Source organism: Pseudomonas syringae pv. cilantro (assembly GCF_001293775.1).
In the GTDB taxonomy this organism is placed as follows: domain Bacteria; phylum Pseudomonadota; class Gammaproteobacteria; order Pseudomonadales; family Pseudomonadaceae; genus Aquipseudomonas; species Aquipseudomonas syringae_P.
Window position 1 is genome coordinate 193,632 of record NZ_LGLN01000013.1, and the last position, 17,333, is coordinate 210,964.

The window sequence follows — 17,333 nt, forward strand, 5'->3', positions numbered from 1 at the left end:
GGACAAGTCCGCTCCTACAAAAGCACCGTTTTTCCGGTTTTTTCAGGACTTGTGTATAACGCTGACCATTCCAGCGCGACAGTGCATTTCTGGAAATCACTTCACCGTCTTCGGCGCCTTGCCGGTGCGCATCTGTTCCAGCAGCGGGCCGCATTGGTTCGGTTCGTTGTCACCGGTCGCAACCAGTGCCAGCAAGCCTGCCACCGGGCCTACGGTCGCGCCGAGCAGGACCATGCCGGCGCCGCGCAACAGCAGGGGGCCGGACTGCACGCCGGCGTTGGGTTTGGCGAACGGGCCGTTGACGTACAGCGGCGAACGCAACGAGAACACGCGGAAGCCCTTGGATTCCGGGTTGACCTGCAAATCCAGCTGTTCGGTCTTCATGTTGGCGGTGCCGCTGATGTAGATGATCGCGTTCTCGGTATCGAAGACGAACAGGCGACTGGTCGCCAAGCCATCCTTGATGCCGAAGTCGGAAGCTGCGCAGTTGATCTTCACGTCCTTGTCGCCGAACAGTTTGCCCACCACGTAGTTGCCGACGTTGAGCCCGGCAATTTCCATCAGGCCCCGGCTGATCGTGCCATCGTTGACCAGCATCTTCATTTCGCCGTTGGCGGTGCCAAGCAAGGCCGCAATCGAGTTGCCCCGGCCACTGATGTCCGCATCGCCATTCAGCTCACCGAAACTGGTTTTCATCGGCTCGAAGGTCGGGAACAGTTGCTTGAGCTTGAAGTTGCGCGCAGACAGCCTGGCCCTGCCCTGCAATGGCTTGTTGCGCCCGTCGAGGCGAATATCGGCGTCCAGCTTGCCACCTGCCACGCCAAAGCGCAGCGGCTCAAGACTCAACTGACCATCATTGAGAATCAGGTGAGTGTAGAGGTCGGTAAACGGCAGATCAGGGCTTTGCACGATGCGCTTGCCGGTGAACTCGACGTCGGCGTCCATGGCGCGCCAGCGATCAGTCTGAAACTCTTCAACCGGCAAGACCTTACCCGATGGCTGCTTGCTCTCACCGCCGCGCTTCTTCTGCGCGGCATTGGAGTCCGCACCGATCAGGGGCGCAAGGTCACTGAACAGCAACTGATTGGACACCAGCACGCCGCTCAGCCTGGGACGTGGCTGACTGGCAACATAGCCCAGGTCGCCATGGATATCACTGTTGCCGATCTTGCCGTTGAAGCCTTCATAACGAAAGCTGGCGCCTGCCGCATCGTGCAGCTTGGCGACCAGTCGGCCGTCGGTGGAATAGGCCGGCGAGTCAGGCAAGGCCACGCCGGTCAGCGGATACAGATTGCTCAGGCTGGCGCCGGACAGCTTCAGGCGCAGGTCCAGCGCGCCAAGGTTCTGTGGATCGGTCAGGGTCCCGGCGATCACCGCATGGGTGTCGCCGACCTTGACGTCTGCCTGCACCGGGAATGGCTGATTCGCGTCTTTGAGCGCCAGCAAGCCACCAATCTTGCCAGTGCCACTCAGTTTCTGACCGTGGTACTGGCCCGTGACCGCCAAACCGAATGCGTAGTCCTGCGGCACCGCACCTTTGTCCTGCGCTTTTTTCGCTTCTTTGCTGCCGACGATTTCACTGAACGGGATAGGCTTGCCAAGCATGTCGATCACCACATCCAGATTGGCGTTCAGCGTCTGATCATTGAAGCTCACCAGGCCTTTATCGAACTTGATGGCACCGATATCGATCACCCATTTGGAGGGCTCGGCATTCGGATCGGACTTGGGCAGGTCGAATACCCAGTTGGCACGCCCGTCGGCAAGCCGCTCCAGCTTCGCTTCAGGACCGGCCAGGTCGATACGCGGAATGACCACTTGCTGGACCAGCAAAGGCAGCAGGGAGAGGCGAAATTCTACGTGTTTGAGGGTGACCATCTGCGGCGTTTTTGACCACTCGGGATTGCCCAGCGTCAGGTCGTCCGCGACGAAATGCGGCGACGGCACCCAGGCGCGCCAGCCGCCCAGTTCAGGCTCGCGGGTCCAGCGCACGTCCAGATCGCCATTGATGGCGAAAGGGCGATGCAGTGCTTCGCTGACTTTTGTGTTGAGCGTGGGCTTGATGCGATTCCAGTCGAAAGTGACGATCACGATGACCAATAGGGCCAGCAGCACCACGAGCGTGATACCTGTCCATGCGAAAATCTTGCGGCTACGCGTCATGCGTGAATCTCCAGAAAACAACGCCCCGACCCTGGCGCGCTGAATACGACATGATCCTTCGACTGACAAACACGCCGAGGGTTTGATCGGAATACGAAATCAAGCAAAAGGCCAGCAGCGTCACTGCCCCTCATTTGAATAGGCTGCGCTAAAACCTCTTCGACGCAGGCAAAGCGCATTTGGTAAAGTGCTCACCAGTCTATTCCAAGAATCGTTTGAGCCATGCTGCCGCGCGCCGAACAGAAACAACAGACCCGCCGAGCCCTGATGGACGCTGCCCACCAATTGATGGAAAGCGGTCGTGGTTTCGGCAGCCTGAGCCTGCGCGAAGTGGCGCGTACGGCGGGCATTGTACCGACAGGTTTCTATCGCCACTTTGAAGATATGGACCAACTGGGTCTGGCCTTGGTCAGCGAAGTCGGTCAGACCTTCCGCGAGACTATCCGGCTGGTGCGGCAAAACGAATTTGCCGTGGGCGGCCTTATTCGTGCCTCGGTAAAGATCTTTCTCGAGCGCGTTGCCGCCAACCGTTCGCAATTCCTGTTTCTGGCCCGCGAACAATACGGTGGCTCGCTGAAGGTGCGTCAGGCGCTGGGTGCCCTGCGCGAGGGCATCAGCGCCGACCTGACTGCCGACCTGGCGAAGATGCCCAAATGGCGCCACCTGAACGCCGAAGCGTTGTCGATCATTGCCGACCTGGTGGTCAAAAGTGTGTTCGCCATGCTGCCTGAGCTGATCGACCCACCACCCGCCTCGCTCGCCCCGCATCTGACGCCGCAGGCGAAGATCACCCAGCAGCTGCGCTTCATCTTCATCGGCGCCCGCCACTGGCGCGGGCTTGGCAGTCATGATTGAGCGCTGAATCGAGGGTACGCATGACAGGCTTAAGCTTAATCACCTGACGACATGACAAGCCCCTTCGCGAGCAAAGCGGATTGCCGCCCCGGTGGCTCCCGCATCGATGCAGATGCTCGCATCTTTTTGGTGCCCACATGAAATTACGCACCAGAAAATGGCATGACCGGTTACATTGAGATCAATGTCAGCTATTTCCGCCAGCCATTTCCTACATCCTGCGCTGTTGGCAAGCACCTTGCTCTGATTTGAAGCATCGCAATTGCCTGGAAACTATCTGATGCTGGTGATTCACAATCGAATCGAACCTCAGGCCGAATGGGCTGCCGAGCTGCATTTGAATTTCGAGGCGCGCAGCAAAAGCCGTCTGCGCTGCTTCAGTGCAGAAAACGAAGACGTAGGGCTGTTCCTGCAACGCGGTCAGTCACCTTTGCGCGATGGCGAATTTCTGCAGGCCGAGGACGGCAGAATCGTGCGTGTCTGCGCGCGCCCCGAGAAGCTGATGCACGTCACGTGCAGCAGCACCTTCGAGCTGACCCGCGCGGCTTATCATTTAGGCAACCGCCATGTCGCCCTGCAAGTCGGTGATGGCTGGCTGCGCCTGCTCGACGATTACGTGCTCAAGGCAATGCTCGATCAACTGGGCGCAACCACTGAATCCATCGAAGCGCCCTTCCAGCCGGAACACGGCGCCTATGGCGGCGGCCATCATCATTCGCGTGCCGGTGAAGAGGACTTCAACTACCCGCCGCGCATGCACCAGTTCGGCGTGCGCACGTGAACAGCGCCTGGGCGCTTTTGCGTCTGGCCAGTCCGCAGCTGCCGATTGGCGGCTACAGCTATTCGCAAGGGCTGGAAATGGCGGTTGAACAAGCCATTGTGGTCGATCCGCATACCGCCGGGCGCTGGATCGGCGATCAATTATTGCTCAATCTCGCCCGTTTCGAAGCGCCTTTGCTGTTGGCGCATTGCGAAGCGGCAGCCGTTGGCGATTGGGGCCAACTGCTGCAAGTCAGCGAACAGCATCGCGCCAGTCGCGAGACGCGCGAACTGCATCTGGAGAGCCGTCAGATGGGCTATTCCCTGAAGCAACTGCTCGATGGGCTGCCCGAACTGGATCGCGATGCTCGCCATTTTCTGCAACAAACCGCAGAGCCGCACTTGGCGCTGGGCTGGGCGCTGGCTGCGCGCACCTGGCAGATCAGCCCGCAGGACGCGTTGGCCGCGTGGCTCTGGAGCTGGCTGGAAAACCAGCTGGCCGTGCTGATGAAAACCTTGCCGCTGGGCCAGCAGGCTGCGCAACGCCTGACCAGCGAACTGCTGCCGTTGCTGCAACAAGCGCAGGTCAATGCCAGCAACCACGAAACACACTCTGTCGGCAGCGCGGCTTTTGGCCTGGCGCTGGCGAGCATGGCGCACGAACGTCAATACAGCCGGTTATTCCGGTCCTGATCAGCCTCCAAGGAGAATTCAATGAACAGCCAACCCCTGCGCGTCGGTATCGGTGGCCCGGTCGGCTCCGGCAAGACCGCTCTCACCCTGGCGTTGTGCCTTGCCCTGCGCGACCGCTACAACCTGGCGGTGGTGACCAACGATATCTACACCCGTGAAGACGCTGACTTTCTGGTGCGCAACGAAGCGCTGGCACCTGAGCGCATCATCGGCGTCGAGACCGGCGGCTGCCCACACACGGCGATCCGCGAAGATGCATCGATCAATCTCGAAGCCGTTGACCAGCTCAACCGACGCTTTGAGGGTCTGGACATGATCATCGTCGAGTCCGGCGGTGACAACCTGTCAGCGACATTCAGCCCCGAACTTTCCGACCTGACGATCTATGTGATCGACGTGTCTGCTGGCGACAAGCTGCCACGCAAAGGCGGGCCTGGCATTTGCAAGTCGGACTTGCTGGTGATCAACAAGATCGACCTTGCACCGTTGGTGGGCGCGTCGCTGGAGATGATGGACAGCGACACGCGCAAGATGCGCGGCGAAAAGCCGTTTGTCTTCAGCAATCAGAAAACCGGTCAGGGTCTGGAACAGATCATTGCCTTTATCGAACGCCAGGGCCTGCTGACTGCGGCCGCCTGAATCCACTCCCCTGAGGAACCCGTTGATGAACTACAAAAAAGCCTTGGGCGCCCTCGCCCTGCTGTTAGTACCCACGTTGGCCCTGGCTCACCCCGGTCATGGCGATAACGGCCTGATCGCCGGTATCAGCCACCCTCTGGGCGGGCTGGACCATTTGCTGGCGATGTTGGCCGTGGGCCTGTGGGCCGCGCAGCAAAAAGGTGCGGCGCGCTGGGCGCTGCCTTGTGCCTTTGTCGGCACCATGCTGATCGGTGGCGTTCTGGGTTTCGAAGGCCTGAACCTGCCTGCGCTGGAAAGCGGCATTGCCGCCTCGGTGCTGGCGCTGGGCCTGGCAGTGGCCCTGGCGGTGCGTCCACCACTGGCACTGGCGGTCGCGGCGACTGCGCTGTTCGCACTGTTTCATGGCGTGGCGCATGGTCTTGAGCTGCCAGAGATGTCCAGCCCATGGGCTTATGCGGCAGGTTTCGTAGCGGCGACTGCGGCATTGCATGCGGCGGGCTATGCCGTGGTGCGCGTACTGCCGCAAGCGGCTGCGCCACTGGTACGCCTCGCCGGCGCAGCCTCGGCGGCGACGGGTGTGTGGTTGCTGGCAGGCTGATAACTGAATCTCGTGCCAACGCTCCGCGTCCTCTTGCGACGCAGAGCGTCGCGACCCGCATTGCCACGCTGGAGCGTGCGCAACGAGCGGTGCAAGCGCAGCGTCCCGAATACTCACCGGCGCAGCAATCCTGATAACATGCTGCGCACTTCGACACTGCCGCGATGCCGCCGATGCCTTCTGTTTCCAGCTCTGACTCCACCCCTGAACTGACCCCGGTTTTCGCCGCCTTGCAGGAGCATTTCCTGAACGTCGTCGTGCCGCTCTGGCAGGGGCCGGGCTGGAATGCGCAATTGGCATTGCCTTATGAAGCACTGGATGCCAACGATCAGCCGCTGCCGCCGCAACGCTATCGGGCGATGGCCTGTGCGCGGCAGCTGTTTCTGTTTTCCAGCCTGATCGATCACGCCGAAGTACCCGATGCGCGAACCCGGGCCGGAGCATTGTTCCGCTCGCTGCAGCAGCATTTCCATGATGCCGAGCATGGCGGCTGGTTTTACAGCATCGATCCACAGGGCAAGCCACTGGATCGCCGCAAGGACCTCTACACCCACGCGTTCATCATCTTTGCCTGCGCGCATTACTGGGCGAAGGTGCGCGACCCGCTGGCGGAATCAGTCCTCAACGCAGCGCTCAACGTGGTGGCTGAACGCTTCGCCGACAACGACGGGCTGTATGAAGCGCAACTCGATGAGGACTGGTCAGCGCTGGGTACCGGCGCGTTGCAGAACCCGTTGATGCACCTGGCGGAAGCCTTTCTGGCGACGCTGTCGGTGCGTGCCGACCCGGCCACTCAATCGGCGATGGATGCGCTGGTTATCCACATGCAGCGCCGCTTCGTCGATACCGCGACAGGTGTGATGCTGGAGAAACCATTGGGCGCTGTGGATAACTGGTACGAGCCCGGCCATCAGTTCGAGTGGTTCTTCCTGCTGCAATCTGCGCCCGACCTGCACGGTCGCGAGCTGCACGAATCCATGACCCGTGCGTTTGCGTATGCGCAGGCGCAGGGCGTCGATGCGCAGAGCGGCGCTGTAACGGCCATGCTGACGCTGGATGGCACAGTGCGCGACGCGACCCAGCGCATCTGGGCTCAGGCTGAATATTTGCGGGCGATGGCGCTGAGGCCCGAATGCGAGGCCGCGCTGGCCCAACAACTGTTGGCGTTCGAGCAGCGCTTTCTGCACGCCAGGGGCTGGAACGAATGCGTCGAACCCGATGGCCGCGTGAGTCGCAGCGATATGCCGTCGACCACGCCTTACCATCTGGCGACCTGCTACATCGGCCTGGCCGACTACATCGAGAATCGCTTCATCACCGCGTTCCCGCCGCCTGTGCCAACAGTAAGCTGATCAGCCGCGATTGCGGTCAATCGCAAAACCGGCCCAGGTCTGGCTGACGGGCATCAGTTCGAGACTGTTGATGTTGACGTGCGCAGGCGTATTCATGATCCAGAAAATCGTGTCAGCGATGTCCTGTGGCTGGATCGGCTCGGCCCCCGCATAAGTGGCGTCGTACTTGGCCTGATCACCACCGAAGCGCACCAGCGAAAACTCGCTCTCGCACAGCCCCGGCTCCAGATTGGTCACACGCACACCGGTACCGATCAGATCGTTGCGCAGGTTCAGCGAGAACTGGCCGACGAAGGCCTTGGTGCCGCCATACACGTTGCCGCCCGGATACGGGTAGTTGCCGGCCACTGATCCCAGGTTGACGATGCTCGCCCCGCGACCATGCGCAATCAGGCGCGGCAGCAACAGACGGGTGGTGTAGACCAGGCCCTTCACGTTGGTGTCGATCATGGTGTCCCAGTCATCCAGGTCGCACTTCGGCGCAGGATCGATCCCCAGCGCCAGACCGGCGTTGTTGATCAGCCCGCGAAGGCTGGTGAAGGCTTCAGGCAACTCAGCGATGGCGCTCTCCATCGCCTTGCGGTCGCGCACATCCAGCACCAGCGTGTGCACCTTGGTCTGCTTTGACAGCTCGGCGCTCAGGGCATCCAGACGGTCCTTGCGGCGACCGGTCAGCACCAGCCCCCAGCCCGCCTCGGCAAAACGGCGCGCACAGGCTTCGCCAAAACCGGAAGTGGCGCCCGTGATAAATACAGTGGAAGTCATTTGATTCTCCTGACATGGCGCGAAATACGCGCAGCCTGTTAGTACGTTATTGGCAGGGCAGCAGAATGCCCGCCTGCGGGACTGCGATGCAACATCCAGACTTGCTCTGTACAAAAAATGATCAACCCGAGCAAAGCCATAGGTTCCGGGCCTTGCAGGCAGTTTTGCCCACCTTATCCACAGTCAGACACACAATCTCTGGGGGCAACTCGGTTACGCTGAAAGCCCCGCCATACGGGGCCTGCAGCACAACATGTAAAGTTTTTTCCTTGACTTTGATCGATACCCTGAACAGCCCGGAGACCATCAGAAAACCGTGATGGCCTGTAGCCCAGATACGGTAACGGCTGGATCACTCTTTCCAATGCTTGTTCACAGACTTATCCACAGGTCGAACGCTGAATAAAGCTGTATGAACGACCAGCTCAAATGCTGTTGACAAACACACCGAAAAGTTGACCGAAAACCCTTGTGCAAAATTTGACCAGCTCGCTACAGGCCTTATGCATAAAGGGCTGCGGGCAAATACTCCCAAGTTATTAACAGCCGGTTCCACAGCAAACCTGAACAAGTCGAAACAGTGACAAAACAACCATTTGCAGCGGTTTTATGTCGCAGTCTGGAGGTCCGTCAAAATTGTTTTCCACAATTGCAGACAACGACGCCCCGGACAGGTGAACGTCCGGGGCGTGCGCAGAAAACGGTGAAGTGTTGACTGACTCAGTGGCCGCCCAGATAAGCGTTCCTGACCTCTTCATTGACCAGCAATTCCTGACCGGTGCCGGACAAACGGATCTCGCCGTTGACCATCACGTAGGCGCGGTCAGACAGCTTGAGCGCATGGTTGGCGTTCTGCTCGACCAGAAAGATGGTCATCCCGGTGGCGGCCAGTTCGCGCAGGGTCGAGAAGATCTGTTTGACGATGATCGGCGCCAGACCGAGGCTCGGTTCGTCAAGCAGCAGCAATTTGGGCCGGCTCATCAATGCGCGGGCGATGGCGAGCATTTGCTGTTCGCCGCCGGACATGGTCATGGCGCGCTGATTGCGGCGCTCCTTGAGGCGCGGAAACAGTTCGAACATGCGCTGCATATCCTCAGCCGAATGCTTGTCGCCAATCGGGATGGTGCCCATCATCAGGTTTTCCTCGACCGACATGTCGGGGAACACCCGCCGCCCTTCCGGCGACTGCGCAATGCCGTTGGAGGCGATGTAGTGCGAGGACTTCTGGGTGATGTCGGTGCCCTGATAGATGATCTGCCCGTTGGCAGCGCGCGGCTGGCCGAAGATCGACATCAGCAGCGTGGATTTGCCCGCACCGTTGGAGCCGATCAGGCTCACCGTTTCGCCTTCATTGATGTGCAGCGAGACTTTCTTGAGGGCCTGAATCGGCCCGTAAAACACATCGATCTCTTTCAGTTCGAGGATCGGCTTGCTCATACCAGCTCCTCTTCATCAGCGCCCAGGTACGCCGCGATCACCTTCGGATCGTTACGGATCTGTTCCGGCCCGCCCATGGCAATCACGTTGCCGTGGTCGAGCACCACAATATCGTCGGAAATACCCATGACCATGCCCATGTCGTGCTCGATCAGCACGATGGTCATGTCGTGTTCATCGCGCAGCAGGCGGATCATGCCGCTCAGCGCTTCGGTTTCCTGCGGGTTGAGGCCGGCAGCCGGTTCGTCCAGGCAGATCACCTGTGGACGCGTGCACATGGCGCGGGCGATCTCCAACCGACGTTGCTGGCCATAGGACAGCTCGCCAGCCAGACGGTTGGCACAGTCCACCAGATCGACCACCTCCAGCCAGTAGAACGCGGTATCGAGCGCGTCCTCTTCGGCCTGGCGATAGCCCTTGGTGTTGAGAATCCCGCTGATCAGGCTGCGGTTGACCCACATGTGCTGGGCGACCAGCAGGTTCTCGACAACCGACATTTCCTTGAACAGGCGAATGTTCTGGAAGGTGCGCGCCAACCCGGCCCGGTTGACCAGGTGAGTGCCGCCAAACATCTTGTAGTACACACGGCTGAGGAAGCTTTTCGGCGACACGAAGTCGGTGGCCTTGAAGGGTTCGCCCAGCAGCCGGATCACGTCGGTGGTCTTGCCGCGGGTGTGCAGCTCGATGCGCCCGCCCGTGGCCTTGTAGAAACCGGTCAGGCAGTTGAAAACCGTGGTCTTGCCCGCGCCGTTGGGGCCGATCAGGGCGAAGATCGAGTTGCGCCGGACCTTGAGGCTGACGTCGCTGAGGGCCTTGATGCCGCCAAAATGCATCATCAGGTGCTCGACGGAGAGAATCACTTCGTTACTCATCGCGCACCTCCTTCTGTCACCAGTGCACCCTTGCGTGGTTTCACACCGGTACGGCTGATACGGATCAGTCCGCGTGGCCGCCAGATCATCATCAGCACCATCAGAATCCCGAACAGCAACACGCGGTACTCGGAGAAGCTGCGCAGCAGTTCAGGCGCGACGGTCAGCACGAAGGCGGCAATCACCACACCCACGGTCGAGCCCATGCCGCCCAGCACCACGATGGCCAGAATCAGCGCCGACTCGAAGAAGGTGAACGACGTCGGGTTGACGAAGCCCTGATAGCTGGCGAAAAACACCCCCGCCAGCCCTGCTGTCGAGGCACCGATGGTAAACGCCGAGAGTTTGACCAGCACGTGATTGAGGCCCATCGAGCGGCAGGCGATCTCGTCCTCACGCAAGGCTTCCCAGGCACGGCCGATCGGCATGCGGGTCAGGCGGTGCTTGATGAACAGCACCGCCAGCACCACAAGGAACAGCACGGTATAGATGAAGATGAATTTCAGATCCGGGTTGTAATCGAAACCGAAATATTCGTGGATCGGAACCCCTCCGTCCTTGGCACGACGTCCGAATTCCAGGCCAAAAAAGGTCGGTGCCGGGACAGGCACACCATTTGGCCCGCCCGTGAACGACAGCCAGTTGTTCAACACCAGACGGATGATCTCGCCGAACCCGAGCGTCACGATGGCCAGATAGTCACCATGCATACGTAACACCGGAAAACCGAGAATGCATCCGGCAAGCGCCGCAGCAATCGCCGCCAGCGGCAACGCCGACCAGAACCCCAGGCCCAGATACTGATAGCCAAGCGCCAGGCCATAGGCTCCGATGGCGTAGAACGCCACGTAGCCCAGATCGAGCAGCCCTGCGAGGCCGACCACGATGTTCAGCCCCAGCCCCAACAACACGTAAATCAGACCGAGAATGACCACGGTCAGGATGTACTTGTTTGCAAAGATCGGGAACACGATGGCGATCACGATCAGCAGCGGGATGATCCAGTACAGGCGCGAGCGGTGATCCGGCTTGAGCACATGCACGCCGGAGTCTGAACTTTCGAAGCTTTGCGACACGCGCAGGCCGCTGGGCGTCTGCAAGAACAGACTGATCAGAAAGCGCCCGGCCATGACGATGGCGACCAGCCAGGCCACACGGGTCGGTTGCAGGTTGAAGCTGTAGCCGTCGAGCACGATACCGACGATCGGGCCGAACACAATCAAGGCCAGTAACCCGGCGATCACGGCATCGATCAGGCTTTTCTTGATGTCGACAGGTTTGGAGACGGGAATAGCGGCAGAAACGGACATACTTATACCTTCGCCACGAGTGGGCGCCCCAGCAGGCCTTGGGGACGGAAAATCAGGATCAGGACCAGCAGGCCGAAACTGAACACGTCTTTGTAATCGGAGTTGATCAGACCGGAGAACTGCGACTCGGCAACCCCCAGGATCAAACCGCCCAGCATGGCACCCGGCAGCGAACCGATCCCGCCCAGCACCGCAGCCGTGAACGCCTTGATGCCGATGATGAACCCGGCGTAGAAATCAAAGGTGCCGTAGTTCATGGTGATCAGCACACCGGCCAGCGCCGCCATGGCAGCACCAATGATGAACACGTAGGAAATGACCCGGTCGGTGTTGATGCCGAGGATTGACGCCATCTTGCGGTCTTGCTGGGTAGCCCGGCACATGCGGCCCAGCTTGGTGTACTTGATGATGTAGGTCAGCACGCCCATGCCGACGAACGCGGCGATGAGGATGAAGATCTTGGTGTAGGTGATCTGCACGAAGCCGCTGCCGACTTCGAAGCGCCACGCCCCTTCAAGCAGCGTTGGCACGCCTTGCTGGCGGGCGCCCTGACTGATCTGCGCGTAGTTCTGCAGGATCAGGGAAATACCGATGGCACTGATCAGCGGTGCCAGACGGGTCGAGTTGCGCAGCGGCTTGTAGGCCACACGCTCGATGACGAAGCCGTAGACACCGGTCACCACGATGGTGAAAACCAGCGTGCCGAGAATCAGGAATGGAAAGGATTCCACGCCGAAGAAAGACAGAACCGCGAGGCCGATAGCGGCCAGGTAGGCGGAAATCATGTACACGTCGCCGTGGGCGAAGTTGATCATGCCGATGATGCCGTACACCATCGTGTAGCCGATGGCGATGAGACCATAGACCGACCCCAGGGTGAGTCCGTTGATCATTTGTTGCAGGAAAATTCCGTCCATCACACACGCTCACACAGGAAGGCAGCTCAGCACCCTGCCGGTCGGTCCCTCGTGAGGCGCGACCGGCAGGTCCGAAAACAACAAAAGAGATGCAGGCTCGCTCATGGGCGAGCCCATCACCGGGTCAGCCTCTGCCGTGCAGAACTGACGCGAGGCTTATCTCACTTCTGTTTTTCGAGTTGCTTGTATTTGCCGGTGGCGTCCCACTGGTAAACCACGTAGTCGGAGACTTTCAGGTCACCTTTGGCATCCCAGGCTTTTTCACCCATGACGGTCTTGACCGGGTTGGCCTTGAGCCACTCGGCGGCCTTGTCGCTCTTGTTGGACTTGGCGCCATTGAAACCGGCAGCCAGGGCCTGTATGGAAGCGTAAGCATACAGCGTGTAGCCTTCAGGCTCGTAACCGGCTTTGCGGAACTCATCCACGACGGCCTTGCTGTCCGGCAGTGCGCGAGGATCGGCACCAAAGGTCATGTACACGCCATCGACGTACTGCGCGCCGCCAGCGGTGGTGACCAGCTCGTCAGTCACGACGCCATCGTCAGACATGAACTTGACGTCCTTGAGGCCCTGCTCACGCATCTGGCGAACCAGTGGACCGGCTTCCGGGTGCAGACCGCCGAAGTACACGACATCAGCACCAACCGAACGAATCTTCGTGACCAGGGCACTGAAATCTTTCTCGCCACGGGTCAGACCCTCCTCAAGTATCGGCTTGACGCCACGCGCCGTCAGTTGCTTGGCCGTTGCATCAGCGAGGCCCTTGCCGTAGGTGTCCTTGTCATTGATGACCGCGACTTTCTTGCCCTTGAGCACGTCGACGATGTAATCGCCTGCAACGATACCCTGCTGGTCATCACGACCGCACATGCGGAACATTTCTTTCAGGCCGCGCTCGGTCACTGCCGGGTTGGTCGAGCCAGGGGTGATGGCAATCACGCCTGCATCACCATAGATCTCCGAAGCAGGAATGGTCGACGAAGAACAGAAGTGCCCGACGACACCAATCACTTTTTCCTGGTCGACGAGGCGGTTGGCAACCGCGACTGCCTGCTTCGGTTCACAGGCATCATCACCTGCGACCAGGACGATTTTCTCCCCGTTCACACCACCCGCCTTGTTGATTGCATCGGCCGCGGCTTGTGCACCTTTCATGTATTGCTGACCGAACGATGCGTTAGCGCCCGTCATTGGCCCTGCCACACCGATTTTCACGTCCGCCTGTGCAAACGAAGACACGCCCAACGCAGTTGCCACTGCGATTGCAAGAAAACCTTTCCTGTAAAACGTATGCGACATAAGTGGTGCTCCTGAGGATTTTTTTTAGTTGGCACTTTCATGATCGAACAGATACAGCTTTGCTTTTTGCTTAGAGCAAGGCGCGTGCCATTGCTTTTTGGTAATCGAAAATGTCGTGTGCTCGTGCCAATCAACGGCCCGAATGACTTGCAAGAAGGCTTCGCAATTGCTTCAAGCGCAGAAGGTGCAACCCTCTCTCGGAAAAGCGCAACCCGTGTCGATTCGAGTCGCAACCTGCACAGAGCCCGATGGACAACCCAGTTGTAACAACACACGTCACCGAAGTGCACACGCGCGGTGCGCGAACGCTACGAGACGCACCATTAGAGGCTAGGGTCTGTTACCGTTTCATCGCGAGCCGCGTTGCTGACGTCAGCACGCTCGTGTCGCAAAACAGAGAAGCCCTGCCATGCTGAACAAACGCCATCTGCCGTCGATCGCCGCCCTGCAATGCTTTGAGGCGGTCACCCGGCATTTGAGCTTCACACGTGCCGCCGAAGAGTTGAACCTGACCCAGAGCGCGGTCAGCAAACAAGTCGCGCAGCTTGAAGAGTTGGTGCAGCACCTGCTTTTTCAGCGCGTACGTCGTCGCCTGCAACTGACACCGGCGGGCGCGCTGTACCTGGCGGAGGTGCGCAAGATCCTCACGCAGATCGAGATGTCCACCCACTTTCTGCGCTCTTATGGTGGCGAAACCGAGGTCCTGCGGGTTTCGACGCCGTCGACCTTCGGCGCCCGCTGGCTGGTGCCACGCCTCAAAGGCTGGCGTCTGCGCCACCCGCACATTCACCTGGACCTGCTGAGCGAGCAGGAGCCCGATGATTTGATCAAAGGCCGTTGCGATGTGTCGTTCTACTTCGGTCAGGCCGCCATTCCCGGCGCAGAAAGTGTGAAGCTGTTCGGCGAGCAACTGGTGCCGGTGTGTTCACCCGACAGCCTGCCTGATACACCCTTCACCGACCCGACCCAATTGAGCGAGCTGGTCCTGTTGCAGAACGCCTTCCGCCCGCAGGCCTGGCACGAGTGGTTCGACAGTCAGGGCTACCACTCCGGCCACAGCTATCACGGGCCGCGCTTTGAAACCTTCTACATGTGCATCCGCGCAGCTCAGGTCGGCTGTGGCGTTGCGCTGCTGCCGCGCTTTCTGATCGAGGAAGAACTGGCCGAGGGCAAACTGGTGATTGCCTGGGATTACGCATTGCCCAGCACTAACAGCGCCTACTACCTGTCCTATCCGGAACACACCGCCGACGTGCGCAAAATCCGGGTTTTTCTACAATGGATGCTGGAACAGTTGGATCAATCGCCAGCTTAAAGGCGACAATGCACCCCCATCCGGCCGTGAGCTTTCCGTGCTGACAGACAGGAAGTCACGAGCCCGACATTATCCGGCTGCTCTGGAGAGCCCGATTCAATGAGCGAGAGCGCCTTTTCCAATCGCATCGTGCAAAACCTGCTCGATACCGATTTCTACAAGCTGACCATGATGCAGGCTGTCCTGCACAACTACCCCAACGTGGACGTCGAGTGGGAGTTTCGCTGCCGAAACGGCGAGGATCTTCGCCCCTACCTGGGTGAAATCAAGCACCAGATCGAGCTGCTGTGCGAGCTGTCCCTGACCCCTGAACATCTGGTCTTTCTGGAGCGTATCACCTTCATCAAGCCGGACTTCCTCAGGTTTCTCGGCCTGTTCCGCTTCAATACCCGCTACGTGAAAACCACGATCGAGAACGACGAACTGTGCATTCGCCTGCACGGGCCGTGGCTGCATGTGATCCTGTTCGAAGTGCCGTTGCTGGCCATCGTCAGCGAAGTGCGCAATCGGCACCGTTACCCGGACACCCTGCTGAGCCAGGCGCGGGATCGTTTGTATGAGAAGTTCGAATGGCTGACCAGCAATGCCACGCCGGATGAGCTGGCCGAGCTGAAAGTGGCGGATTTCGGGACGCGCAGACGGTTTTCCTATCGCGTGCAGGAAGACATTCTCGGCGTACTGAAAAACGATTTCCCCGGGCAGTTCGTCGGCACCAGCAACGTGCACCTGGCGCGCCAGCTCGATCTGAAGCCGCTTGGCACGATGGCCCATGAATGGATCATGGCTCACCAGCAACTGGGGCCGCGCCTGATTGACAGCCAGATCGCCGCGCTGGATTGCTGGGTTCGCGAGTACCGCGGCCTGCTGGGCATCGCCTTGACGGACTGCATCACCACCGATGCCTTCCTGAACGACTTCGATCTGTACTTCGCCAAACTGTTCGACGGCTTGCGCCATGATTCGGGCGACCCGGTAAAGTGGGCCGAAAAATGCATCGCGCATTACCAGAAGCTCGGCATCGACCCGATGAGCAAGACGCTGGTGTTTTCCGATGGCCTGAATCTGCAGAAGTCACTGGAGATTTTCCGTGCACTGCGCGGACGTATCAATGTCAGTTTCGGAATCGGGACTAACCTGACCGCAGACATACCGGGCATTGCGCCGATGAACATGGTGCTGAAAATGACCGCCTGTGCAGGTCAGGCCGTTGCCAAGATCTCCGACGAGCCAGGCAAGACGCAATGCAAGGACCCGAACTTTGTCGCCTACCTGCGCCATGTGTTCAAGGTACCGACTTTGCCTACGCCTGAAAAATCCGCTTGAATTGTCCTAATTACGAGGAGTGAATCATGCACGCCGTACAGCGCCAGATTGCTGAACAGCTCAAGGTCCAGCCACCTTTTGCGGACCAGAATGCGTTGCAGGCCGAAGTCGCCCGCCGCGTCAATTTCATCAAGGAGTGCCTGCAGAACGCACGCCTCAAGACACTGGTACTGGGTATCAGTGGCGGCGTCGACTCGCTGACCGCAGGCCTGCTGGCACAACGCGCAGTCAAGGAATTGCGCGCGAGCACTGGTGATGAAAGCTACCGTTTTATTGCCATGCGCCTGCCCTATGTGGTGCAAGCGGACGAGCATGAGGCTCAGGCTTCAGTGGATTTCATCGAGCCGGACGAACGCCACACCATCAACATTGGCTCCAGCGTCAAGGCGCTGGCTGCTGAGGTAAAGGCCTTCGACGGGCTGCCGGCCAGCGCTGTGGACTTTGTGCTCGGTAACACCAAGGCGCGCATGCGCATGGTCGCCCAGTACACCGTCGCCGGGGCGTATCAGGGGCTGGTGATCGGCACCGACCATGCGGCCGAAGCGGTGATGGGTTTCTTCACCAAGTTCGGCGACGGCGCCTGCGATCTGGCACCGTTGAGCGGCCTGGTGAAAAACCAGGTACGCGCCATCGCCCGCCATTTCGGCGCGCCGGAATCACTGGTTGAAAAAGTCCCGACGGCCGACCTGGAAGACCTATCCCCCGGCAAACCGGACGAAGCCTCGCACGGCGTGACCTACGCCGAGATCGACGCCTTCCTGCACGGCGAGCCTTTGCGTGAAGAGGCGTTCCGGATCATTTGCGAAACCTACGCCAAGACTCAGCACAAGCGCGAACTGCCTTATGCGCCTTGAGTGATCTGCGTGGCACAGATGTGTGACGCGAAGCGTCACCCGCGGCACTCCCGCTAAGCGCACGGAGCGAGAGGTGTCCAGGCTGACACTTGTCATGCCGCACACTATGGGAGCGAACTTGTTCGCGAAGAGGCCAGTACATCCGCTGAAGATGTATTGCCTGAAATAAAGCCTTCGCGAACA

15 protein-coding genes and 1 pseudogene are annotated in these 17,333 nt (G+C 59.7%); 9 read left to right on the plus strand and 7 right to left on the minus strand.

Going from position 1 to position 17,333, the window contains the following annotated elements; all coding sequences use genetic code 11:
• Positions 1-96: 96 nt before the first annotated feature.
• Complete coding sequence (locus ABJ99_RS02295) at positions 97-2,163, minus strand: AsmA family protein (protein WP_054084448.1); 2,067 nt, start codon at positions 2,161-2,163, stop codon at positions 97-99.
• Positions 2,164-2,385: 222 nt separating this feature from the next.
• Here ABJ99_RS02295 and ABJ99_RS02300 point away from each other — a divergent pair, with 222 nt between their 5' ends.
• The 6 genes and pseudogenes from ABJ99_RS02300 (at position 2,386) to ABJ99_RS02325 (ending at position 7,059) form a co-directional block, all read left to right on the plus strand.
• Positions 2,386-3,018 carry a TetR family transcriptional regulator gene (locus tag ABJ99_RS02300; RefSeq protein WP_007250973.1) on the plus strand — a complete coding sequence of 211 codons (633 nt, stop codon included), beginning with the start codon at positions 2,386-2,388 and terminating at the stop codon, positions 3,016-3,018.
• Between the two features lie 280 nt (positions 3,019-3,298).
• Positions 3,299-3,799 (plus strand): urease accessory protein UreE, encoded by a 501-nt coding sequence (gene ureE, locus ABJ99_RS02305; RefSeq protein WP_054084449.1) that lies wholly within the window; start codon positions 3,299-3,301, stop codon positions 3,797-3,799.
• On the plus strand, positions 3,796-4,470 hold the full coding sequence (locus tag ABJ99_RS02310; RefSeq protein ID WP_054084450.1) for an urease accessory protein UreF: 675 nt from the start codon (positions 3,796-3,798) through the stop codon (positions 4,468-4,470). Before ureE ends, ABJ99_RS02310 begins: the two co-directional genes overlap by 4 nt.
• 21 nt (positions 4,471-4,491) lie before the next feature.
• A complete protein-coding gene (gene ureG, locus ABJ99_RS02315; protein WP_007250976.1) occupies positions 4,492-5,109 on the plus strand; it encodes an urease accessory protein UreG in 618 nt (205 codons plus the stop codon).
• A gap of 25 nt (positions 5,110-5,134) precedes the next feature.
• Positions 5,135-5,707 (plus strand): HupE/UreJ family protein, encoded by a 573-nt coding sequence (locus ABJ99_RS02320; RefSeq protein ID WP_054084451.1) that lies wholly within the window; start codon positions 5,135-5,137, stop codon positions 5,705-5,707.
• 138 nt (positions 5,708-5,845) lie between these two features.
• A pseudogene (locus ABJ99_RS02325) lies at positions 5,846-7,059 on the plus strand (AGE family epimerase/isomerase).
• Here the strand turns inward: ABJ99_RS02325 and ABJ99_RS02330 are convergent.
• The 6 genes from ABJ99_RS02330 to ABJ99_RS02355 all read right to left on the minus strand — a co-directional run bounded on the left by ABJ99_RS02330 (position 7,060) and on the right by ABJ99_RS02355 (position 13,658).
• Positions 7,060-7,824, minus strand: coding sequence for an SDR family oxidoreductase (locus tag ABJ99_RS02330; protein ID WP_054084452.1), 765 nt, complete (start codon positions 7,822-7,824; stop codon positions 7,060-7,062).
• A 720-nt stretch (positions 7,825-8,544) separates the two neighbouring features.
• Positions 8,545-9,261: an ABC transporter ATP-binding protein gene (locus ABJ99_RS02335; RefSeq protein ID WP_007250981.1), complete on the minus strand. Its 717-nt coding sequence runs from the start codon at positions 9,259-9,261 to the stop codon at positions 8,545-8,547.
• On the minus strand, positions 9,258-10,133 hold the full coding sequence (locus tag ABJ99_RS02340) for an ABC transporter ATP-binding protein (RefSeq protein WP_054084453.1): 876 nt from the start codon (positions 10,131-10,133) through the stop codon (positions 9,258-9,260). Before ABJ99_RS02340 ends, ABJ99_RS02335 begins: the two co-directional genes overlap by 4 nt.
• Positions 10,130-11,443 (minus strand): high-affinity branched-chain amino acid ABC transporter permease LivM, encoded by a 1,314-nt coding sequence (livM, locus tag ABJ99_RS02345; protein ID WP_054084454.1) that lies wholly within the window; start codon positions 11,441-11,443, stop codon positions 10,130-10,132. Before livM ends, ABJ99_RS02340 begins: the two co-directional genes overlap by 4 nt.
• A 2-nt stretch (positions 11,444-11,445) precedes the next feature.
• Entirely contained in the window at positions 11,446-12,360 is a 915-nt protein-coding gene (locus ABJ99_RS02350) for an ABC transporter permease subunit (protein WP_054080191.1), read from the minus strand.
• Positions 12,361-12,521: 161 nt separating this feature from the next.
• The gene (locus ABJ99_RS02355) at positions 12,522-13,658 is read right to left on the minus strand and encodes a branched-chain amino acid ABC transporter substrate-binding protein (RefSeq protein ID WP_007250986.1); all 1,137 of its coding nucleotides are present in this window, start codon (positions 13,656-13,658) and stop codon (positions 12,522-12,524) included.
• 409 nt (positions 13,659-14,067) lie between these two features.
• Between ABJ99_RS02355 and ABJ99_RS02360 the strand changes: the two genes are divergently transcribed.
• The 3 genes from ABJ99_RS02360 (at position 14,068) to nadE (ending at position 17,150) form a co-directional block, all read left to right on the plus strand.
• On the plus strand, positions 14,068-14,973 hold the full coding sequence (locus ABJ99_RS02360; protein WP_054084455.1) for a LysR substrate-binding domain-containing protein: 906 nt from the start codon (positions 14,068-14,070) through the stop codon (positions 14,971-14,973).
• 99 nt (positions 14,974-15,072) lie between these two features.
• A complete protein-coding gene (gene pncB / locus ABJ99_RS02365; RefSeq protein WP_054084456.1) occupies positions 15,073-16,296 on the plus strand; it encodes a nicotinate phosphoribosyltransferase in 1,224 nt (407 codons plus the stop codon).
• A 26-nt stretch (positions 16,297-16,322) separates the two neighbouring features.
• A complete protein-coding gene (gene nadE / locus ABJ99_RS02370; protein WP_054084457.1) occupies positions 16,323-17,150 on the plus strand; it encodes an ammonia-dependent NAD(+) synthetase in 828 nt (275 codons plus the stop codon).
• Positions 17,151-17,333: the final 183 nt, after the last annotated feature.